This window comes from Emergencia sp. (genome assembly GCF_048465375.1).
Taxonomy (GTDB): domain Bacteria; phylum Bacillota; class Clostridia; order Peptostreptococcales; family Anaerovoracaceae; genus Senimuribacter.
Window position 1 is genome coordinate 24,857 of sequence record NZ_DBFWLQ010000002.1, and the last position, 23,044, is coordinate 47,900.

Sequence of the window (23,044 nt, forward strand, 5' to 3'; positions counted from 1 at the left end):
GTACTTTTGAAAAAATTGATAGCTATATGACTTTGCTTGCCATTTTAGAAAGAAATGGAACAGTGGAATATATTTTGTAACGCTTATGTTAAATGAAGAAAGGAATATCATTATGACCAAATGTGCATGGTGTCAATCTGACACTTTATCAGAAACCTATCACGATGAAGAATGGGGAATTCCTCTCCATGATGACCACAAACACTTCGAATATCTGATGATGGAAGTCATGCAATGCGGTCTCAGCTGGACTTTGATGCTGAAAAAGCGGGAGACTTTTCGCAAATGCTTCGATGATTTTGATTATGATAAAATTGCTCTATATGATGATAAAAAAATTGTAGATATTTTGCAGACCGACAATATGATCAAGTCTGAAAGAAAGATTCGCGCTATCATCAACAATGCCATTTTATACAAGCAAATCATCAATGAGTTTGGAACTTTTGACAAGTTTCTGTGGGACTACAGCGGGCACAAAACTATTGTCTACAAAAGCCACCAGAAAACCCATGTGGCAAGCAACGATCTTTCAGAACAGGTCAGTAAAGAACTGAAGCGGCGCGGATTCAAGTATCTGGGCGCTATCACTGTTTACTCCCATCTGCAGGCCTGCGGCATCATCAACGATCATGAAGAGACTTGCTTCAGGTATCAGTATATTATGGATCACTTTCCTGTGGAGGTAAGGGAATGATTGTCTTAAATAAATTATGTATGGGAGAAGCTATGTTAGAAAAAATTGAAACAGTAAAAAAAATTGGTTCGGAAAGCTTTTCCAATGGAGTTAGCATGCTAGAATTTTGGTCATGGGCTCATTCTGATATATTAGGAAATGCAGAAAGAGGCATTCTGGCAGAATTTATTGTGGCAATGGCGCTTCATGCGACAGACAAGTGCAGAACTGAATGGGATGCATATGACGTATTAACAAATGAAGGCATCAAAATAGAAGTTAAATCTGCAGCGTATTTACAAGTTTGGGAACAGCGAAACTACTCAAAAATACAATTTGGCATAAAAACAACAAACGGTTGGGATGCAAATACAAATACCTATTCTCCAGATAAAAAAAGACAGGCTGATGTATATATCTTCAGTCTCTTTAAATGCAAAGATCAGAGGAATGCCAACCCTATGGACTTTTCTCAGTGGGATTTTTATGTAGTCTCTACAAAGGTGTTAAATGAGAAATATCCCAATCAGAAAAGCTTAAGTCTAGCGGGATTAAAAAGGCTTGGAGTTGAACCAATAGCTTTTGAGCAAATTAGCAAGACTGTAAAGGACATATATTTAAAAGATATTAAATAAGATAAAGAGATATCAAATCTAAACAAGAATGATATCTCTTTTAATATCAAAGACAATAAAGTTCTCAAGTACTCACTTGCAGCTCTGCTACATGGGAGGGGTTCTAATGTTTAGATACTTTTTCTTATTCCCGATTTGTCAGCACCTCAGCGGGTGCCACTTTCTTTAGCTTTCCGACGAGCACCATTCTAATTAACAGATACCCCAGCAGGATACTGACGTACACGATTGCATATAACACAGGCGGCCAGGTCAGATCAATGCCGCAGGCCACATTGGCAATGAACATAGGATAGACCAAATCCATGAGCACTTTGGCCAGAGGGAGCAGAACCAAAGAGCCGACCGCGATTAGTAGGAAACTGCCATCCAAGTAGAGTCTGCGGATTTCGTTGTTTCGATAGCCGAAGATCTTCATCAGAGAGATGCTGGAGGCCGAGCGGTCTATCATCACCTTCATCATCTGATATAAGACAATCAGGAAAATCAAAGCGGCAGCGCCAGTCATCATAGATATCAGAGGTATCATGATCTCCATAAAGATTTCTGAACTTTTTTCTACGTCCTCTTTGGTAGAAACAGAATAGAGTCTGCCGGTGTCTACGTCCAGGGCGTGATCTGCGTAGATTACGTTGTAGTAGTCCTCTTCCCGGTCAAAGAGGGCGCGCATGCTGTCAGCATTCATAAAGCAGGTGAGTCCCACAGAATAGGGGACGACCTCCTTTACGACAAAGCCGTAATTTTTTTCACTGATTTCATCGCTGAAGAGGACTTTATCACCGGCAGAAAGTCCATATTTTTCCGCTACGGAAGTAGAAATACTGATTTCATTCTGCTTCTCGCTTTTGATGAATGGAAAAAACGGATTACCATCCTCGATGCCGACGAAGCTGACCTCCATGTTGTATCCCAGGGCCTCCTTTTTTAATCCTTCGATATAGGCGGCATGACCGCCGGCAGGGGCAGACTTAGCAGGATACTTGTATTGATACATATAGGTGTATTTCGTATCTTCTGCATTCTGAACCTGCACGTTGCGGCAGAGTGCGTAGCAGTTGAGTCCCAGTATCAAAATCAACAGGGACACGAAGATACCGGCCAGTACGGCAAAGCAGCTTCGCTTTTCTCTGAGAAATTGTCTGATCTGGAATGCCTGAATGAACCCCAGTCCCTTCAAAACTGCATGATTGAACTTTTTTGCCGGCTGTTCTTTCCGCAGTAAGGACAAAGCTGTGCGTGAAAGCCGTCTGCCTATGATCAGCCTATTGACAATCAATGCAATCAGAGGCGGAAGTATCAACCCATAAATCAGCAGATAAGGACTATAGAAAGTTTCAATGATAGGCGTCGAATAGTAAGAGCGGGAGGCTCCTGACATCACAGTGATGCCCCAGTCTGAGTAGCCCAAAGCCGTTCCGACGATACCACCCAATAGGCAAAGTACCACTGGCAGCATGGTGTAATGGAGCATCAGCTGCTTCCTTTTTATCCCTAAAGCATAGAGGGCACCGATCATGGCACTTTCACGGTCAATAGAATGAATGACAAAGACGGAAATCACATAGGTGAGCAGGATCAAAACAATGGCTCCCGCCATCAGTCCGACATTAATACTGATTGACACATCATCGTTAGCCGCTTTGATTCGAGGGTTGTCAGCCGCCTTGAGAAAATCTGTCAAGCCTTGAATCTTAAAGGGAAAATGCTTATCCATCAGTCGATTTGTCTCTTCTTGCAGCGAGCTGACTCCTGCATAAAAGTCTTCACCTTTTTCCGACAGCTGTTTAGAGCCTACAGCCATGCTTTTAGATCCTGCTGCGATTTGTTCATAACCATTGAAAATCTTTGCGACGCCATCTGTGTAAGCGGTGACGCTGCTGTCGAGACTCTCGTATTCCGTGCGCAGAACTGTGACCGCATCTGTCAAAGCTTTCAGACTCGAATTCAGCTGCAGGATGGCATCGGGCAGAGTATCCATGGCATGATCAAATTCTGAAAAGTTTTTATTGAGCGAGGCAGAGCCTTTTGCCGCTTCTGTAAGGTAACCATTAACCTCAGTCAGATAACCTTTTGCTGTGCCGAGGATTACCTGTGCATCAGGAGACAGATCAGATGGATTCATATCTGCCTTCCTCAGCGCGGCTTCTGCCGCAGAGTGAAACCTTTCATAGGTCACTTGCGCTGACAGCTTCTGCAGGTTTGCGTTGAGATCCCGCGTACCGATCAGCAAAAGAGCTGAAGCCTCTCGTAAATTCGTTATGGAAGCAGACGAGGATGAGAGTTTAGCCGTTGCTGATTCTAGTTCCCTTAAGGTAAAGAGAACTTTTGCGGAACCTTTGACCAGATCGCCGGATTTGTCGTCTAAGGCAGCGAGGCCGGAATAAATGGCAGCGATCCCTATATCGAGCTGACTGGAGCCGTCAGCGAGATCGTCCAGCGTCTTGCTGATGCTGGACGCACCATCAGATAACTCTTTGACGCTTTCTCTCATCTCATCACGATCGGCAGAGGAATCTTTGATCATTTGTTGAAAATAGGGATCCTTCACCTGATCTGTATCGACTTCGATCTGTAGCAGATAGTGTTTTAAGTCATCACTGGAGGTTCCTTTACCAAGACGGTAACTGTAGCGGTATTCTTGACTATGAATCGCCTTGCCGCTCTCACGCAGCTGGTCATAGGCTGAGGAGGTGACGAAGGCCGTGCCGAAGAGTTTGCCGTCGGAGGACATGTCGGACAGATTCTGCAGGCATTGATCGTAGTCTGGTGATGTGGCGATACCGGTGACTGTGTACGCCTCTCCGGCTATAAGCAGCGTGTTTCCGGGTACCAGGTTGTGCGCATCAGCATAGATGCGCTCGATGACGACCTCCTTTTCAGCTTTGGCCAGGCGGCCTTTTTCTAACTCCAAGAGATTGATACGCTGACGATTTTTCATCAGGCGAAGGGTCGCATCGTCTGACATCTGAAAATCAAGATAAAAACAAGGTTCCAGGGATACGTTCATCTCTTTGATTTCGTCCATCTGTCTGTCTGTCAGAGGAAGAAACATTCCAAATTGCCCGTCCTCCAGGTGATGCGCTTCCGCTTTGCGATCTACGGTCTTAATGACGCTTTCGGCAGAAGCGACAGTGCTGACGACCATGAACATCGCTAGGACGATGAGCAAGAACAGAGTCAGATAGCGAAAGGTGTTTGCTTTGAAATCCCGAACTGTTCGTCTGAGTAATATTTTCTGCATCTCTGCCTCCTTACCATTCCAATGCTTCAGCGGAAATCCGTTTTTCGTTCTCATACGCTTCGACAATCTGACCGTCTCTGATTTTTATCACCTTATGTACCATGGCGCTGATTGCGTCGTTATGAGTAACAATTAACATGGTAGTGCCATATCTTTCATTAATTTCTTCCAAGAGTTTGAGCATATCCTTTGCGGCCTTGGAGTCCAGCGCCCCGGTAGGTTCGTCGCAGAGTAAGAGTTTTGGATTTTTTATCAGAGCGCGAGCCAGGGAGCAGCGTTGCTGCTGACCACCAGAAAGCTGGGCTGGAAATTTATCCTGATGTTCGGTCAGCCCGAGAATTTCCAGGAGTTCATAGACATCCAGCGGTGAAGGCGATAGGTAACGGCAGACCTCGATATTTTCTTTGACAGTCAGGTTGGGAATCAGGTTATAGAACTGAAACACAAAGCCCAGGGTATCTCGGCGATAATCAGAAAGGATTTCTGGTGATAGCGAGGTGATTTCCCTGCTGTCAATGCGGATAGAACCGCTGTCCACCGTATCCAGACCGCCGATGATATTAAGCAAAGTGGACTTTCCGGAGCCAGAAGGTCCCAAAATGACACACATTGCGCCTCTTTCTATTTGCGTCGAGATACCGTCCAGAACCTGAACGCAGCTGCTGCCTTCTCCGTAGCTTTTTTTGATATTTTGAATTTCTATAAACATATTGCCTTCCTCCTTAGTGACCCCTGTGCAGTTTTTAAAATAACGGTGTTATGTTAATGTTATTTAAAAAGACCCATGAGGCCTTTTGTAATTATGTAAGAAATATCAAAGAATATACCTTGCGAAGCGTCGCCCCTTACGGGCGTCATGTGGAAATAGGAATCTTTCAGTTCGTCATTTATACGTTTTTTAAATGGTAATTCCTGCTACTAGGGATAGCATACCGCCCCGCAGAAAACGAGTGACGATTTTCAGCTGTTCCTTTGCTCGATCTTTGTCAAAGTCGTGGGAAAGAATGTGAATGACGGAATCGATGAGCAGGTAAGAAAACCAGTGAACAGTACATTCATTAAAGGTATGATCAGTGATGGCACCTGGTGCGAGGACCTTTAACAACAATATGGTTTGGCGATCCATCATCTCTGCAAGCTGGTTAAAAAATACTTGCACGACTGGATGGTCCTGATTGTCTAACAGAATACGGCAGAGCACCTTGTTTTGGTAGTAGAATTCGAGGAATTCTTCTCCGGCACGCACATCTTCGTTTTCATCGGTGATGAGTTCCTGCGCAGGACTGGCAAGTTCTGTCTCATAATGCTCCTTCATCAACGTGAGGATGCCGTCTGTTACAGGCGCGATGACGTTAGCGAACAAATCCTCTTTATCCTTAAAGAAAAAATAGAGTGCGCCTGTGGTGACGCCAGCTTTTGCACAGATTCTGCGCAGGGAGGATTTTTGAAATCCGTATTCTGTAAACTCTGAAATTGCTGCATTGATGAGGTTTTTTTGCGTATCCTCGGAGACCGTCCCGGCTTTTCTTGACATCTGTTCACCTCCTGGTAAATAACAATGTTATTTTACCTTGAATGGATTGATTTGTCAACTCTTCTATTTTCCCGCGGACTGAGCTATGAAAGCGAGATGATTTTTACAGATGAACTGCTGTGTAACATCAATTGCAAAGACTGCATGGTTATGGTAAAATATAGATAAATTTATAAAGAAGGAAGGCGTAGCGATGATAGATAAAAAAGTTTTAGATTTTGTTGTTGGGAAAACCAATGAACTGATTGACGCTGCAACATGCAGCAGCGAAACAAAGGCAGCCGCCCAAAGCTGGCTTGCTGCAATAGGCACGGAAACAGAGGCTGAGGAAACAAAAAAATATGTAGCAGAACTGGAAGAAGACATCATGCCTATTGACACTTTGATCGCCTTTGCAGAATCTGATGCAGGGGCGCAGGTATTCGGTACAGATGCACCAGGTGTAGCGGCTCATGCGAAAGAAATCAAAGCTGCAGGAGGAGCATATTGTGATTGCCCCGCTTGTGCAGCTGTAGGAGAAATTTTGGAAAAGAAGGACCTGCTCCTTAAATAAGACGAACCACAAACAAGGCACCAATCGTCAGCGATTGATGCCTTTGCCTTTTCTGCCTGCAGATGAGACATCGCTGGTAACTCGTGTATCTGGAATTGGAACGGCACATAAAAAGAGAGGAAAAACTATTGAAGACATCAAAATCAGGAAAAGGGAATGCAGTATTTGCAGTTTCCCTGTTAGTAACGCTGCTGACGGCGGCCTGGGCTATTTGCGGCAGCTACAGCTTTATGAACTTTGCGTCTGCTTTGTACGGATTTTTGAGTAAAGATATGGGTTGGCTGTATCTGTTGCTTATCGGCGGTTTTGTCCTGTTCTGTTTGTTTCTGGCTTTCAGCAGATATGGAAATATTAAGCTGGGGGCGGATGATGAAGAACCGGAATATGGGGCTGTATCTTGGTTCGCCATGTTATTTTGCGCTGGCATGGGAGTCGGGCTGGTATTCTGGAGCGTTTCTGAACCTTTAGCCCATTTTTTATCCCCAGACGGCATAGAAGGAGGCACTGGAGAAGCGGCGGATTTCGCCATGCAGGCTACATTTATGCATTGGGGCATCCATCCTTGGACCATTTACGCAATCTGCGGTCTGGCTATAGCATACTTTAGCTATCGAAAAGGGGAAAAGAATTTACTCAGCTGCTCTTTTATTCCTATCATCGGCAGAGAGCGGGTGAGAGGATGGATGGGAAAAACGATTGATATCTATGTGGTATTCCTTACGGTCATGGGCGTTTCATCTTCTCTAGGCCTCGGTGCTCTGCAGATTAACGGAGGCTTGTCTTATTTGTCAGATGTGGAATACAGCCTGAGGGTTCAAATCGTGATTATCGTTGCCGTAACGATAGCGTTTACTATCTCATCTGTCAGCGGCGTAGACAAGGGAATCAAAATGTTATCCAATGGCAATCTGCTATTGGCTGTTTTCCTTGCAGCAGCAGCGTTTTTAATAGGACCGAGGGTCGAAATCGTCAACAGCTTTGTCAGCGGCGTGGGTTCGTATCTTTCGGGAATTTTAGAAGAAAGCTTCAAATTTCATCTCTATGGTGACAACAGCTGGATTATCAACTGGCGCGTATTCTACTGGGCCTGGTGGATTTCCTGGGGACCTTTTACAGGAAGTTTCATCGCTAGAATCTCCAGAGGCAGGACCATTCGACAATTCATGATTGGCGTTTTGCTGGTGCCTACCGTATTCTCCTGTATCTGGTTTGCAATTTTCGGAAACCTGGGAATCAGTCTGGCAATAAAACGCGTATTTTCTCTGGATGCATTATCAGAGATGGTTGCAACACCAGAAACAGCTTTGTTTACCATTCTGAATGAATATCCAGTTGGGGTGGTGCTGTCGGTGATAGCAGTCGTTTTGCTGTTTACATTCCTGATTACCTCGGCAGATTCTGGATCCTTTGTCCTCGGTATGTTTACGTCGGACGGCGATGAGAATCCATCTACTAAGAGAAAAGTCACTTGGTGTGTTGTCATTTCCCTGCTTGCGGTTGGATTTCTAGTAACCGGCGGCCTTTCATCGGTGCAGACCATATCGCTTGGTATTGCCTTCCCATTTTTATTTATCATGCTGGTATGCTGTTGGTCCTTGTTAAAATGTCTGAGAAAAGAAGGAAAAACCTATCGAAATAGAGTGGAAAGAAAGCTTTGAGGAGAACAATGTTTCAGTATTAAGCGCCGCGCGTCTGAGGCTGATGGCGCTGTAAGTTCGCAATGAAGTGTATAGAGCAGCCGCAGAGCAAAAGCGGCTGTTCTATTTTTTTGATGCCGATGGCACAAATAATGGTCCCAGAGCTGCAAGAAGTGGTATAATGAACGCATAACCTAACGGCGTTGCCGCAAGGAGGCGTTCATTGAATCATGACGTTCGATTCCATTTTCAGAGGTATCGTCATGGTATAATGAACGCATCGATCTAACGAAATTGCCCGCAAGGTTGAAATAATGGAAACCCTGCATTTAGAGAGAAAGAAGGTTCGGCTATGTGGCACGTGGAAACAGATTACTTCGCCCTGGCGGTGTTCCTCATCATGCTGATTAAAAAGCGTCGCATCAAGAAGGATATCAACTTTCAGGACAATGTATTTTCAATGGTATTGATTCTGAGCATCATCAGTGTGACGGTGGATATCATCGCCTCAACAGCAATGAACGACGTTACCAATTGGTGGATTTATCAACTGACCATGACGACTTATGTCATCACCATACCGATGTTGGCGGCCATTTGGGTATGCTATACTGTGGCATTGATTTACCACGACAACATAAAGAAAGTGAAATATATCATAGCAGCTGTAATGACTCCATTTTTAATTTATATGATATTGGCACTTTCCAATCCAGTAACGGGCTGGTTCTTTCACTTGACAAAAGATATTGAATACTCACGCGGACCATTGTTTATCTCGGTGGGTGTCGGTTTGATTATGGTCTATTCTATCGTGGGAATTGTACTTGTCTTGTGGAACAGAGAGCGGATAGAACCGAAATCCAACATCCTTCTGCTGATATCCTTTTTTGCGGTATCGGCAATATCAATCTGGGTGCAGTTAGCGAATCCGGGTTGGTTAATTATCAACGCGGCCTATGCCGTGGTATATGTTTTTTGCGACATGACGATAGAAGAACAGCGGAGAGATCTCCTCTATGAGCAGATTAACAGACAGAATCAGTCTCTGGAAGATGCAGTGAAAAAAGCAGAGATTGCAAATATGGCAAAGTCCGACTTTTTGGCAAAGATGAGTCACGACATGCGAACACCGATGAATGCCATCATCGGGTTATCCAATCTGGCATCAGACACAGAGGATGTATCAGAGCTGAAAGACTATATGACAAAGATTCATACGTCGGGAAAACAACTGCTGAGTCTGATCAACGATGTTTTGGATGTAAATCGCATTGAAAATGGGAAGTTGGAGATCCATCGGGAATCAATCATGCTCTCTGACTTGCTTCAGCAGTGTGCTATTTCCAGTCAGACTGTGGCTGAAGAAAAAGGTGTCACGTTTCTATTGGAAAAAAAGAAATTCACAGACGACCTTGTCTGCGTAGATACTGTCAAAATCATGAAGATCCTTACAAATCTGCTCTCTAACGCCGTGAAGTTTACGCCAAAAGGAGGGCGAGTGACTTTGTCTGTTGAAAAAATCGATGACGGAGGAGCTGTTGTTCCGTATCACATATCTATTGCAGACACAGGCATCGGCATGAGTGAGGAGTTTGTCAGCCATATCTTTGAACCCTTCACACAGGAAAAAAGAGAATATGTGACAAACTACACAGGGACAGGTCTGGGGATGACTATTGTAAAAGAACTGGCCGATTTTCTCGGATGCAGCCTAGAGCTACACAGCCAGCCAGGAACGGGCACGGAAATTATCCTGGATATAGGGTTTCCATTGGCGGAGAAGCAAATTGCAGCTAGAAGAGAATCTGCTGAAACAGAGGAAACTGTTGGCGGACGAATTTTAGTGGCCGAGGATCATCCGCTTAATAGAGAAATTATCGCAAAGCTGCTAAAAAAAGAAGGCTATCAAGTAGAATTGGCAGAGAATGGAATAGCATGTATTGATTTGTTCCAAAGCCGCGGAGCGGGATACTATGACTTGATTTTGATGGATATTCGCATGCCGGAGATGGACGGTTTGACAGCAGCAAAAACGATTCGTCAAATGAAGACGAAAGATGCTGCATCGATTCCTATTGTAGCCATGACTGCCAATGCCTTTGATCAGGATATCGAGAATTCTATGGCAGCGGGGATGAATGCGCATCTTTCAAAGCCAATTGAGCCGGATTTGCTCCAGGCAGTGCTAAAGCAGCAAATGCGTCAAAAATGATAGTAAAATAGAAACAGGGGTGATGAGATGAACGAAAAAAATGCAATCGTGACCGGGGCTTCAAAGGGAATTGGCTTTTCCCTTGCTAAGGCTTTGCTGACAGAAGGATATACAGTCTTTGGGCTTTCACGAAAGCCGGGCAGTCTGGAGGAAGTAAGATGGATGACTTGCGATGTGACAGATAAAGAAGATGTGAAGCAAGTCTTTGCAAAGATTGTGAAAGATGCGGGCAGGATTAATCTCTTGGTCTGCAATGCAGGAATCGGTATTTCGGGAGCCGCGGAATTCACTTCGGCAGAAGATTACGCCCGTCAGATGGAGGTCAACTTTATGGGTGCCGTCTGCTGTGCTTTGCAGGCTGTACCTTTGATGCGAGAGCAGAGAAGTGGCAGGATTCTCTTCATTTCCTCTCTCGCGGCAATTTTCCCCCTGCCTTTTCAGAGCTTTTATTCGGCCAGCAAAGCAGCAATCAATGCTTTCAGCGATGCTTTGGGACTGGAACTGCGTCCCTTTGGGGTGGAGACCAGCACCTTGATGCTCAACGATGTGAAGACAGAATTCACCGATAACCGCCGAAAAACCGCAACGGGCGACGATGTCTACGAGGGAAGAATCGGCGCTTCTGTTGAGAAGATGGAACAGTCAGAACGTAGCGGTATGTCGCCTGATCAAGTTGCAGAGACGGCGTGTAAGCTGCTGAAGAGAAGACATCTGCCCTCCCATAAGATTGTGGGCATGTCCAACGAATTTCTCGGATTTTTGTGTCGTATATTGCCGACGAATCTAATGCTGTACCTGCTGGGAAAAATATATGGCTGATAATCATGAAAGGAGCCGGCTATGACGCTTTATCCATGGTATGTATTTATTACGGTAGCAGAGCAGAAAAGCTTTGTAAAAGCTGCTCGCATATTGAACGTCACACAATCAGCTGTCAGCCACACCATCGCTAAGCTGGAAGCGGAGTACGGCTATTTTCTTTTTGTTAGAAACCGAAATAACGTGGAGCTGACCACAAACGGCAAACTGATGATGCCCTATGTACGCAATTTACTAGCCTGTATGGAATCTTTGGATCAGGAGATTGCCAACTTGGGCAATATCAGCAAAGGTCAGGTCAAGGTTGCAGCCTTTAACAGTGCGACGCTGTCCTGGATTCCGGAGATATTGAAAGAATTCCAACAAGAGTATCCAGGCATCAGAGTGATTGTAAGACAAGCTGGGGATAAGAATATCCAGCGCATGATTCAGGCGGGGGAAGTGGACCTGGCCTTCGTCTCCAAAGACATGATAGACAGCAATACTCTTTTTTTTCCGCTGCACAAGACACCGCTCGTCTGCCTGACGCCGAAGGATTATACGCCGATCAATGGCAAGAGCATTACAGCAGAGGATTTGAGAGGAAAGCCTTTGATTCTGCAGTCAGAGGGATACGATACGGAAATGATTAAATTCTTACGGCAAAATAAACTACCGGTTGAAGCGGATTTTCGAATTGAAGTGGATGCAACTTGCCACGCCTATGTGGAAAAGGGCTTCGGCTTCTGCATTGCACCGCTGATGACCTTTCACTGTAATCCGAGGGATGTGAGCGTGTGGCCCATTGAGCCTGCCTATATGCGTATCATCGGTTTGGTAACTGTCTTTCCCGATTTTATTTCTCCCGCCGCCAGTCTGTTTAGAGATCACATTATCAGATATATGTCAGACTCACAGCTGATGAATGTATAGAGTTTTATTACAATAAACTGCTTCAGTGAAAGCCGCTGAGGCAGTTTTTTTGTCCCCAAAAGGCAGATACATGAGAATTTGCTCAACTTAGTATGATTTTCTGATGTATCTGACGGGTGGATGCGATGGGATTTGCAAGGGTGCGTTATGCAGGATTGGCAAAAATCGCTCTTTTGGTTACGCAGGCGGCCCGGTCAAAGGCGGTTTTGCGTAACTGCAGTCGCCTGGGCAAGGGTGCGTTACGCAGATTCGGTTGGTTTGCGGAGTTTCGTTAAGCAGTTCGTGGCTGGACGCCCGCAAATGCGTAACAGGCCCAGACTGTGCTAGTGACAGTTACGCAAGATTGGGCTGGTTTGCGGAGTTCTGTTAAGCAACCTGTGGCTGGACGCCTGCAAATGCGTAACAGCCTCACGCTGGGGTACATTGATTGCTCTGATAGTTGAGTAATTACTCATGTTTACATGGTTATAAATGCGCTTTTCTACAACCGGGAGTGCGCTTATAATGATTATAACAACAGAAGATTCAGATAATTGGACTAAAAACACAAGGAGGTAATCATTATGAGTGAATTTGCGAAGAGAGTTTCAGTGATGGCAGAGGAAGTAAAGAACCTGAAGGTTTTAACGGAGTCCTTGGTATCGCCTGACATCATTTCTTTTGCTGGAGGTGCACCGGCAAAAGAAGCCTATCCTTTTGAAGTCATCGGCGACATTGCCAAAGAAGTGTTTCGGCCGGATGCCAGGGGGTTCGGCTCCGTGGTCTACGGCACGACCATGGGTGTGGCCTCTCTCAGAGAGGCTGTGAGAGATGTTTTGCTGGCGCCGCGCGGGCTCAGTGTGGACATCGACAATATCATGATTACAGCAGGGGGGATTCAGCCCATCAATATGCTCTGCCAGTTGTTTATCGATCCTGGCGACACCATCCTGGTGGAAACGCCGACCTTTGTGCACACCAGCATGATCTACAAGATGTTTCAGGCAAATCTGGTACCTTGTGAAATGGATGACGATGGACTGGTCATTGCAGACATAGAAGCGAAAATCAAGAAATATCATCCGAAGATGATCTACACCGTGCCGACCTTCCAGAACCCGACAGGTGTTACCCTGACCCAGGAGAGAAGAAAACAGCTGGCTGAGCTGGGAAGCAAATACAATGTCATTATTTTAGAAGACGACCCGTACAGAGAAATCAGGTACAGCGGGGAGGAACTGATTCCGATCAAAGCCTTTGACCAGACAGGGAATACTGTCTTTGCCGGCAGCTTTTCTAAGATCTTTGCTCCAGGCAGTCGTCTGGGCTTCATGGTGGCCAGTGACGAATTTATGGATAAACTCTGCAACATCAAGCTGGGCACGGACACCTGCACCAATACCATGACCCAGACCATCGCCGGCGAATTCTTCAAGCAGGGGTATTATCCGCGGCACCTGGAAAATCTGAAGAATTTGTACAGAAGCAGAAGAGATGCTATGGTAAAAGCTCTGGATGCTTACTTCCCGGAAGGAACAAAACATACCTATCCAGATGGCGGCTACTATGTATGGGTGGAATTGCCGAAGGAACTGGATACAGGAAAACTAGCGCCGGAAGTGGCAGAAAAGCTGAATATCTGCTACGGAGACGGCTCCATCTTCTTCAGTGAAGGAAATCCGGAAGGCGCTGGCAGCAACTGCATGAGAATGAACTTCAGCGGGCAGACAGAGGAATCTATCACAGAAAATCTGGAAAAGTTAGGCAACTTCTTTAAAGTGAAACTGCAGCAAGGAGGTGCATCATGTTAAATTCTTTGAGAAAAAAGTTTGAAAAGGGCGAGCAAGCCATCGGTACATTTTTCTGTATGAGCAACGTGGCAGTGATGGAATGCCTGGGGTATACAGGGCTCGATTACGTCATCATCGACACGGAACACGGAGTCTTTGACACCCAGCCTATGAGTGACCTGATCAAAGCTGCCGAACACGGCGGCATCACACCTCTGGTCCGTATTGCAGACGTGACACACAAAGAAATCCAAAGAGCTGTGGACAATGGTGCTGGAGGCCTGATCGTGCCATGCCTTCGGGATATCGAAGATATCAGGAAACTGGTTGATCTGGCAAAATTTGCGCCGATCGGAAACAGAGGTTTCATCAAAAGCCGCGGCTGCGGGTTTGGTAACGAACCCTGGGCAATGGGAACTTTGGAAGAGTACATGGCGAACAGCAATGAAAAGGTATTGGTGCTGCCCCAGTGTGAAACCGTGGAATGCCTGGAATCCATCGAGAAAGTCGTCGCCATCGACGGCGTGGACGGCATCTTTATTGGTCCATTTGACCTGTCTATAACCATGGGGATTCCGGCGAAATTTGATAAACCGGAATTCAAGGCGGCCGTGGATCGTATTTTGAAAGCCTGCAAGGCTGTCGGAAAGCCGTGCTTTATCTTTACAAACAACGCCGAGGAATCCAGGAGATACCTGGAGGCAGGTTTTGACGCTGTAGCAAACAGTATCGATTCGGTAATCATCACGGAGGCATACAGGTCTTTCGTGAACAAAATCCGCGGCTAGCGGATGGGAAAGGAGGAAAAAATGGAAGAGAAAAAATATCCTCTCGTATTTAGAGGGAGTAAGGCAATGAGCCTGATTCCCCTGGTTGTAATGATCGCTTTTGCAGTCTACTTCTTTGGTTTTGCAGGCGTTTATGACACTTTGGCTCTGGCCCTTGGGGGACTGGTCGCTTTGATTATCGGCAGTTTCTTTGCCAAAAATATTTTGTCCTTTTGGGACGCAGCCATCGGCGGCATGGCTGATGAACTGGGAAACGTCCTTGCACTGATTTTGCTGGTAGTTGGCATCTTTGGCAAGATGATGACGAGAGGGCACATTGCAGAAGGATTTGTCTGGATCGGTGATTCCCTCAACGTGAGCGGCAGCACCATCTGCGTGTTTGCCTTTATCGTTACTGCCATCATTGCTACGTCCACAGGAACGTCTATCGGCACGATTTTGACTATGGTACCGATTTTAATGCCTGTTGCTTCCATTATGGGGGCCAACATGAACATTTTGATCGGCGCTATTATGAGCGGCGCTCTGTTTGGGGATTCCATCGGTCCGGTTTCCGACGTAACCATCGCATCATCACAGACTCAGGAGTTCAGAGACGGCGCCAGACCGGATATCGGGGGCGTTGTAAAAGCCAGGATAAAATATTCGCTGACTGCCGCAGCGCTGTCCATCGTATTGTTTTTCATATTTGGAGGCGGCGGTGAGATGACGGCGGAGAGCAAAGCCCTGCTGACACAATACTCCGATCCTAAGGGCCTGCTGATGCTCATACCGATGGTCGTTTTGCTGCTGGTGGCATTTAAGACGAAAAGCATATTCCTGGCGGCTACCGTCGGAATCGTCGTCGGCACCATCGTAGGTCTGGTTTCCGGCATCATGCATCCGTCGGATATTCTGATGGTAGAGGACGGCGGTATGAGCGGCTTTATCATCGATGGCATCAACAACATGATTGGAACGGTTCTGGCAGTATATATGATTGTGGCTATGATCGGCATCCTCAAGAGCTGTGGTATGATGGACTCCATCGTCACAAAGCTGACAAACAGCAAAGCCGGCAAAAACCCGCTGGGCGCAGATTTGATGATTTCATTGGGCACAGCGATAACCAGTTTGATGCTGGGCTCCATGAACGGACCTTCCTGCCTGATGTATGGTCCCATTGCCAACGAAGTAGGGAAAGGGGCGGGCCTGCATCCCTATAGGCGTGCAAATCTGCTAGCCTGCTTCTCATCGACTTTGCCAGCTATGAATCCATTTTCCAGCGTATTTGTCATTCTCACTCTGGGCGGTGTAAGCGGCGTGGTCGAGCAATACAGCTTCATTGACCCGGTCAGCCCAATGTCACTGCCGGGCGGCATGTTCTACTGCATGATGTTCCCGCTGGTATTCTTCGTCACCATGTTCACCGGCTGGGGGAGAGAATTTGAAGGAGAAAACGGGGAGATTGTGAAGAAAAAATAAAAAACTGGACGGCAGTGATCCCTGGGTTACCCGTCATTGCATCCATTTTGCGCGAAAGCATCTATCAATCTGGCAACGGCATTCCCTTTGCTGTCCAAAATTGTCAGGTGCTTTTGTCTTTTTTGTGATATGACGGGGAAGGGGGAGGATGCTTTCGTATTGATAACTCTTTTTAGACAAAAACAGTTGAAATTGGATTTATTTTACTGTATAATAATAACAGTTAAATAATGTAATTTTATTGCCGAAAGGAGTACAACCATGGGAGTATATCTTGGATTAAGTATCATACCAGAAAGGATTGCCGACGAAGAATGGGCGGCGGTATATCAAGAGACGCTGAAACTAACCGCCCAATATCCCTTTATGGACATAGTCGACGGAGAGCGGAACGGATTAACGTATTCATTTGTCAGGCCGGCACAGCATCGTAGCAACATTGAGGGCGGTTATGACGGCTGGCTGTCAGTGGGGGATCTTCGTACCTTCGCCGGAACAGAATGTTTTACGGTACTTTCAGATTTGGAGGCATATCGTAAGTCTTCAAAACGGGCAAAGGACAACGGTGCTGATGTGTGGCTGGGGGACTTGAACCGTGACATCGATGTGACCAGGCCATCTACCGGTTCATCGATATGGTTTTCTAAGACATGCGGGAGGGATTCCTGGAAGTATCTGATCGCAGTGGCATGTCTGATCATTTCCCGCTTTCCGAATGCGGCAAAGGTTTCTTACGATGTGAATGCCGCATTGTGCAGGAAGGCTGTGAACTGGGCGAATATGTATTTGGACAGGCCCATCGACGTGCCTGACACGGCGGTGAGGGAAAAACTGATGAAGCGGCTTGTCCTGGCAGGGGTTCCGCGGCAGCAGCTGCTCAATGCATTTTTTCAGCTGACCATTGAAGAGAAGGATCCGCAGATGGGGCAGTATATTCTGAGGGAGTTCTCAGAGGAAGAAATACGGCAATACTATCAAGAGCGACTTGCGATTGAAGGCTGTGCGGACGACGCTTTCTTTGAGTATCTCTATATGGGCTTTGACTTTGGCGATCTCTGCGATATCATTGCTGAGGAGGGAGCTTCTGACCTTGCCAGGACACTGTTGAAAAATGAATTGAAGGCGCGGGAGCACGGTGAATCGACGCAGTACAGTTATTACGATTTCTATGGAAGAGCCAGGCAGACTGGCCGAGAGATACATGAAGAGCAGCGCTTGCAATATGAGAAGTATGACATCGTGTATTATGAGGATCTGTGTAAATTTACATCTGGATGCAGAATAGATCCTGACCTGGAAGCACATATCAAGAAAAATTTTATGAAAGTCCGCAGGGAAGGGATAGAAGAAGCAAAGGCCTTTGTCAGTCTGAGCAGAATCGAAAGGGAAAATTGGTTTATACAAAACGCAAGACATCTTCGTCTGACGGAAGACACCTGGAACTACATTTTCGACAGAGTCATGGATGATAACAATATCCGGCGTTTTGTCGCACTTTTCACAGCACCGGACTACACATTTGGAGATAGCGACAATATGAATATCATCATCAATCATATTCCGGTTTTGGATTATTATTGGGAGGCGTCAAAGCCTGCCACCTGGAATTAAAAAATGGGTAAAAAATCAGGCAGCAGGTTGCTGTCTTTTTTCTGCTAAAATCCCTCAATCTGTGGTAAGATGAAAGGAAGAGATTGTTTAAATACAGAAGGAGTTACGATGAAATTTATACATTTATCTGATCTTCACCTGGGAAAACGCGTCAACGAGTTTTCTATGATCGAAGATCAGCAATATATTTTAAATCAGATTGTTGAAATTGCAGCCAGGGAGAAACCAAACGGGGTATTCATCGCAGGGGACGTCTACGACAAATCCGTGCCGCCCACAGAGGCGGTGCAGCTCTTTGACGATTTTCTCGTCCGCTTGGCAGAACAAAGCCTGCCAGTGTTCATCATCAGCGGAAACCACGACAGCGCGGAACGTGTTGCTTTTGGCAGCAGGCTCATGACTGAAAGTAGCATCTATCTATCACCAGTTTACGATGGATCTGTAAAATCTGTGACTTTGGAAGACAAATATGGCAAAATCGATATCTATCTGCTGCCGTTTCTGAAGCCGGCTCACGTGCGGCGCTTTTTCCCTGAAGAGGTAATTGACAGCTATACGGATGCCATGAGAGTGGCGATTGAACATTTAAACTTGAATCCGGACAGACGGAACGTTTTGATCACCCATCAATTCGTAACAGGTGCAGTGCGCAGTGAATCAGAAGAAATTTCTGTAGGCGGGGCTGACAATGTAGATGCCTCTGTCTTTGATGCCTTTGATTATGTGGCTCTGGGTCACCTTCACAAGGCGCAGAGCGTGACCCGCGAGACAATCCGTTATTGCGGAACGCCGCTGAAATATTCTCTTTCAGAAGCAAGTCATGAGAAGTCAGTGACCATAGTGAATCTTGCTGCAAAGGGCCAGGTATCGGTGGATACGCTACCCCTTGTACCGCTTAGGGACATGCACCAGATCAAAGGCACCTATGAAGAGGTCACTTTGAAGCGTTTTTATGAGGGAACGGACTATCAGGAATCTTATATGCATATCACTTTGACCGATGAAGAGGATATCCTAGATGTGATAGGAAAACTGCGGGCAATCTATCCCAATCTCATGAAACTGGATTTTGATAATGAACGAAACTGCGCTAATGGAGAAACTGAGGGGACGGATTCCGTGCAGCAGAAATTCCCCATAGAGTTGTTTGCAGAACTCTATGAGAAACAGAACAACCAGCCCATGAGCCAGGTGCAGGAGTGTTTTTTGGCGGAACTGATTGAAACGATTTGGGAGGAGGAGCGATGAGACCGATAAAATTGACGATTTCGGCCTTTGGGCCTTATGCCGGCAGGCAGGTTCTGGACCTGGACAAGCTGGGGACAAAGGGAATCTATCTGGTTACAGGGGATACTGGAGCGGGAAAGACCACCATTTTTGATGCCATTACCTTTGCTCTCTATGGGGAAACTAGCGGAGACACCCGCAGGAGCGACATGCTCCGATCAAAATACGCTGCAGACGATGTGCCGACGGAGGTGGAACTTTCCTTTATCTATGGCAGCAAAGAGTATACCGTGTGCAGAAATCCGGAATACCAGCGTCCGGCCAAAAGGGGAGGGGGTATGGTCACCCAGAAAGCAGATGCCCAGTTAACGTATCCCGATGGAAATATCGTGACTAAGACCAAAGATGTGACAACTGCAGTGGAGTCGATACTGGGTGTAAACCGAAATCAGTTCACCCAGATTGCCATGATTGCCCAGGGGGAATTTTTGAAACTGCTTCTGGCGCCCACAGAAGATCGGAAGAAGATTTTTCGCAAGATTTTCAAGACAGAGCTGTTCCAAGAGCTACAGGAGCGCCTCAAATCGGAGTCAGGCAAGCTGTCCCACAGGTATGAAGAAATCAAAAACAGCATCAGTCAGTATCTTGACGGACTGACCATTGATGAAAACGAAGGACTATTGGAAAACGCAAAAGAATCCGATGTATTGTTAGCTGAATTAATTGAAAAAGTTGACGATATAATCGCTTGTGACCAGGCAGAGAAAGACAAAATCGAGGGCGAAATCTCTAAAAACGAAAAATGGCTCACGCAAGTCAATGTAGATCTGGGCAAGGCAGTAGATGTGGAACGGACTGAGGCCGCCTTGAAGGAGGCAAGTTCCGCTTTGCAGGAAAAGACTGAAAAACTGCAGCAGCTTTTGGCAAAGTACGAAACAGAGCAGAAGCGGGAGCCAGAGCAAGCCGCTTTGCGCCAGCAGGGCGCCTTAGCAGAAAACGAACTGCCTCAATATGATCAGTTGGAGCAGGTGCAGAAGGAGTTGGATGCCAAGCGAAAGGCTCTTGAGACGACATTGAATCAAAGGGAAGAGCAGAGGAATCAGCATGGAAAGTGTGAATTGTCGTTAAACGATGCGAAGAAGAAGCTGGAAGTGGTCAAGGATGCCGGCAGAGAAGAAGTGGTCTTGAAAGGCAGACTGCAGCAGGCAGAAAGCAGGCTGAAAGCCGTGGAGGGATTTTCAGAGGCTTTGACGGAATGGGAGCTGCTCGCAACAGGTCTCGCAGAGGCACAGAAAAAGTATCTCGCCGTCGCTGAAAAGGCGGAAACATTACAGCAGAAGTATCAGCAGATGAACAGGGCATTCCTCGACGAACAGGCTGGCATTCTAGCATCGACTTTGGAGGCAGACATGCCATGCCCGGTGTGCGGTGCGACGGAGCATCCGTCGCCAGCGGCGAAGACAGCCGATGCCCCTTCGGAAACTGATCTGGAAAAGGCAAAAAAGAAGAGTGAAGCGGCACAGGCAGATGCTGCTTCTTGCAGTGCCGAGGCCAGCACCCTTGGGGGCAAGGTTACTGCGAAGGAAGAAGAAATCAAGAAGAAAGGAGCGGAGCTCTTTGACGAGGTGGTCTTTGCGGGACTCGACAAGAAAATCGCTGGGGAAATGGATGAAAGTAAATCGCAGATTGGCGAATTAAACGAGTTTCTGCGACTGGAGCAGGAAAAACTGCAGCAAAAAGCACGGCTGGAGGAGCAGATTCCAAGACTGGAAACAGATCTTCAAAAACGCCAGGAGACGCTGGCAAGGCTGGTTCAACAGTCCGCAGCTTTAGAAGGTGAAATCAAGGAGAGCGAGAAGAGGCTGGATTCTATAGCAGGCAGACTGAAATATGAAAGCAAGGTCCAGGCAGAAAAGCAAGTTAAGAAACTGCAGTCTGAAGCGGATGCAATTCAGAAATCCATAGAGCGGGCCAGGAACCAATTCTCTATCTGCAAAGAGGAAGTGAGCGCTCTGCAGGGACGAGTGGACAGCCTTTCTGACCAACTGGCAAAGGCACCGGAATATGATGTCGGTGTTATGCGGCGCAGGCAAGCTGAACTGACGGAAGAGAAGAAAGCCTTGAGCGAGTCATTTACAGGGATTTCGGCGCGGATTGGGTCCAACAGCGCAGCCCTTGAGAAAATCCGCAGGCAGGCGGAGAATTTGGCAGAAATCTCGGAAAAATGGGGCTGGGTCAAGGTTCTTTCCAATACGGCAAACGGCAATCTCGGCGGCAAAGAGAAAATTATGCTGGAAACCTACGTGCAGATGCGGTACTTCGATTTGGTCATTCAGCGCGCCAACAGGCGGCTGATGGTTATGAGCAGTGGACAGTATGAGCTGAAACGGCGAAATGAGGCGGAGAACAATCGCAGTCAGAGCGGCCTGGAACTGGATGTCATCGACCACTATAATGGGTCACAGCGCAGCGTGCGTACCCTGTCCGGCGGCGAGTCCTTCAAAGCCTCCCTCTGCCTAGCTCTGGGCCTTTCTGACGAAATCCAGTCCTCGGCAGGGGGTATCCGCCTGGACACCATGTTCGTAGACGAGGGCTTCGGCTCTCTGGACGATGAATCTCTGCAGCAGGCCATCCAGGTACTGGCAGGCTTGTCCGAAGGAAACAAGCTGGTAGGCATCATTTCCCATGTGGGCGAACTGAAAGAAAAGATTGAGAAGCAGATCGTGGTGAAAAAGAATAGAGCAGGAGGCAGTCGGGCGGAGATCAGAGTGGAAGCGTAATCGCAGGCTGTAAATCGTTTGAAATTTGTGATAAAATATATTAAAAGTATTCATTCTGAAGGATAAATATGTGGAGAAGATTGATATAAGATATAGCTAACTAATTGTTTGATTCATAATTGTATGCCATATCGTAAAAACATACAGATAACGGAGGTTTACTATGGCGAATAGTTCGTTAAAGGGTCATGCATTAGAGTATTTTGTAAGGACGCTATTGTATCATTGTGGTTTTAAAGCTGTGCCGTCCGACGGCTTGCTTGTTTTTGATGGATCGGCGGGACAAATGATACAGGGCTTGGGGGAGTGTCATAATGCAGATGTTTTAGTTTCGCCACCAATTCAAACTCCTTTTTATTTTCAAACAAGACTAGTAGTAGAGTGTAAATGCTATTCTGATAAATTAGGGATTGGAGTAGTACGCAATGTTTTGGGCTTGAGAGAAGATATTAACAACTTTGACATAGTGACTGAAGATATATTGAATAATCGTAAAAGTGGACGAAGTACAAAACAAAGAAAATTCCCGATGGAAAGATATTTGTATCAGGTTGCATTAGCGTCCCTTAGCGGGTTCAAGAAGACCACTATTTCATTCGCAGCCACACATAAGATACCCTTAATCTCTTTTGCAGATAGTCAAATTTTCGAAGATATTAGAAATAGAATAGAAAACTTGGATCGGATGAAAAATAAAGAAGATATTAAAATATTAGAAAGGTTTTTCAGAACGTCAAAAAATGAATATTACGATGATAGAATATGGGAATTAGCGGATGCTTTTATCCAGGAAGTTGATAATTTGGCACAGAAGGTTAAAATTGGTTTATTGGAAAACGGCCTTATTCTATTTTTAGTCGAGAATGAGAAAAATAATCCGCACTTAATTACTGATGACTGGATGGACTACGGAGACGGTTATACATTGCATTGGGCGGATGACAAAAAATCTTGGCTTCTCTGTAATCGAGACAAATCATACTATTTTGAACTTCCGGACGATTTGATGCGAAAATGGGAGGAAAGTGTTGAAGACAGCAGAAGAGGGGCAATTTCGCTAAAAGAAATGTTCTTATCTCGAATTATCTTATTTGGAGGTAATAGTGATTTTCCTGAGATCATGGAGTTATCAAATGCGTTTATGGATAATGCGAAGAGAAAGCTTGAGATTGACAATAGATAA

17 protein-coding genes are annotated in these 23,044 nt (G+C 46.1%); 14 read left to right on the forward strand and 3 right to left on the reverse strand.

What is annotated here, in order from left to right:
• Positions 1-112: 112 nt before the first annotated feature.
• On the forward strand, positions 113-697 hold the full coding sequence (locus ACMQ5W_RS00705; protein WP_419022552.1) for a DNA-3-methyladenine glycosylase I: 585 nt from the start codon (positions 113-115) through the stop codon (positions 695-697).
• Positions 694-1,311: a hypothetical protein gene (locus ACMQ5W_RS00710; RefSeq protein WP_419022554.1), complete on the forward strand. Its 618-nt coding sequence runs from the start codon at positions 694-696 to the stop codon at positions 1,309-1,311. Before ACMQ5W_RS00705 ends, ACMQ5W_RS00710 begins: the two co-directional genes overlap by 4 nt.
• Positions 1,312-1,435: 124 nt before the next feature.
• Here the strand turns inward: ACMQ5W_RS00710 and ACMQ5W_RS00715 are convergent, their stop codons facing one another.
• The 3 genes from ACMQ5W_RS00715 to ACMQ5W_RS00725 all read right to left on the reverse strand — a co-directional run bounded on the left by ACMQ5W_RS00715 (position 1,436) and on the right by ACMQ5W_RS00725 (position 6,086).
• Positions 1,436-4,552, reverse strand: coding sequence for an FtsX-like permease family protein (locus ACMQ5W_RS00715; RefSeq protein WP_419022556.1), 3,117 nt, complete (start codon positions 4,550-4,552; stop codon positions 1,436-1,438).
• Positions 4,553-4,562: 10 nt separating this feature from the next.
• A complete protein-coding gene (locus ACMQ5W_RS00720) occupies positions 4,563-5,261 on the reverse strand; it encodes an ABC transporter ATP-binding protein (RefSeq protein WP_419022558.1) in 699 nt (232 codons plus the stop codon).
• Between the two features lie 189 nt (positions 5,262-5,450).
• Entirely contained in the window at positions 5,451-6,086 is a 636-nt protein-coding gene (locus ACMQ5W_RS00725; RefSeq protein ID WP_419022560.1) for a TetR/AcrR family transcriptional regulator, read from the reverse strand.
• A gap of 193 nt (positions 6,087-6,279) precedes the next feature.
• On the opposite strand from ACMQ5W_RS00725, the gene ACMQ5W_RS00730 reads away from it, so the two are divergent.
• From ACMQ5W_RS00730 to ACMQ5W_RS00785, 12 genes are all read left to right on the forward strand, one after another.
• Positions 6,280-6,639 (forward strand): molecular chaperone Hsp90, encoded by a 360-nt coding sequence (locus ACMQ5W_RS00730; protein WP_419022562.1) that lies wholly within the window; start codon positions 6,280-6,282, stop codon positions 6,637-6,639.
• Between the two features lie 128 nt (positions 6,640-6,767).
• On the forward strand, positions 6,768-8,297 hold the full coding sequence (locus ACMQ5W_RS00735) for a BCCT family transporter (RefSeq protein WP_419022564.1): 1,530 nt from the start codon (positions 6,768-6,770) through the stop codon (positions 8,295-8,297).
• Positions 8,298-8,628: 331 nt separating this feature from the next.
• Positions 8,629-10,491: a response regulator gene (locus tag ACMQ5W_RS00740; RefSeq protein ID WP_419022566.1), complete on the forward strand. Its 1,863-nt coding sequence runs from the start codon at positions 8,629-8,631 to the stop codon at positions 10,489-10,491.
• A 27-nt stretch (positions 10,492-10,518) separates the two neighbouring features.
• The gene (locus ACMQ5W_RS00745; RefSeq protein ID WP_419022568.1) at positions 10,519-11,310 is read left to right on the forward strand and encodes an SDR family oxidoreductase; all 792 of its coding nucleotides are present in this window, start codon (positions 10,519-10,521) and stop codon (positions 11,308-11,310) included.
• A 21-nt stretch (positions 11,311-11,331) separates the two neighbouring features.
• Positions 11,332-12,222, forward strand: a complete 891-nt coding sequence (locus tag ACMQ5W_RS00750; protein WP_419022570.1) for a LysR family transcriptional regulator — start codon at positions 11,332-11,334, stop codon at positions 12,220-12,222.
• Between the two features lie 563 nt (positions 12,223-12,785).
• Entirely contained in the window at positions 12,786-14,012 is a 1,227-nt protein-coding gene (locus ACMQ5W_RS00755) for a PLP-dependent aminotransferase family protein (RefSeq protein WP_419022572.1), read from the forward strand.
• Positions 14,006-14,779, forward strand: coding sequence for an HpcH/HpaI aldolase family protein (locus tag ACMQ5W_RS00760; RefSeq protein WP_419022574.1), 774 nt, complete (start codon positions 14,006-14,008; stop codon positions 14,777-14,779). The genes ACMQ5W_RS00755 and ACMQ5W_RS00760 overlap by 7 nt, the downstream gene beginning before the upstream one ends.
• Before the next feature lie 21 nt (positions 14,780-14,800).
• Positions 14,801-16,243 (forward strand): Na+/H+ antiporter NhaC family protein, encoded by a 1,443-nt coding sequence (locus ACMQ5W_RS00765; protein ID WP_419022576.1) that lies wholly within the window; start codon positions 14,801-14,803, stop codon positions 16,241-16,243.
• Between the two features lie 261 nt (positions 16,244-16,504).
• Complete coding sequence (locus ACMQ5W_RS00770) at positions 16,505-17,854, forward strand: hypothetical protein (protein ID WP_419022578.1); 1,350 nt, start codon at positions 16,505-16,507, stop codon at positions 17,852-17,854.
• Between the two features lie 108 nt (positions 17,855-17,962).
• Positions 17,963-19,102 (forward strand): exonuclease SbcCD subunit D, encoded by a 1,140-nt coding sequence (locus tag ACMQ5W_RS00775; protein WP_419022580.1) that lies wholly within the window; start codon positions 17,963-17,965, stop codon positions 19,100-19,102.
• Positions 19,099-21,861 carry an AAA family ATPase gene (locus tag ACMQ5W_RS00780; protein WP_419022582.1) on the forward strand — a complete coding sequence of 921 codons (2,763 nt, stop codon included), beginning with the start codon at positions 19,099-19,101 and terminating at the stop codon, positions 21,859-21,861. Before ACMQ5W_RS00775 ends, ACMQ5W_RS00780 begins: the two co-directional genes overlap by 4 nt.
• A gap of 163 nt (positions 21,862-22,024) precedes the next feature.
• Complete coding sequence (locus ACMQ5W_RS00785; protein WP_419022584.1) at positions 22,025-23,044, forward strand: hypothetical protein; 1,020 nt, start codon at positions 22,025-22,027, stop codon at positions 23,042-23,044.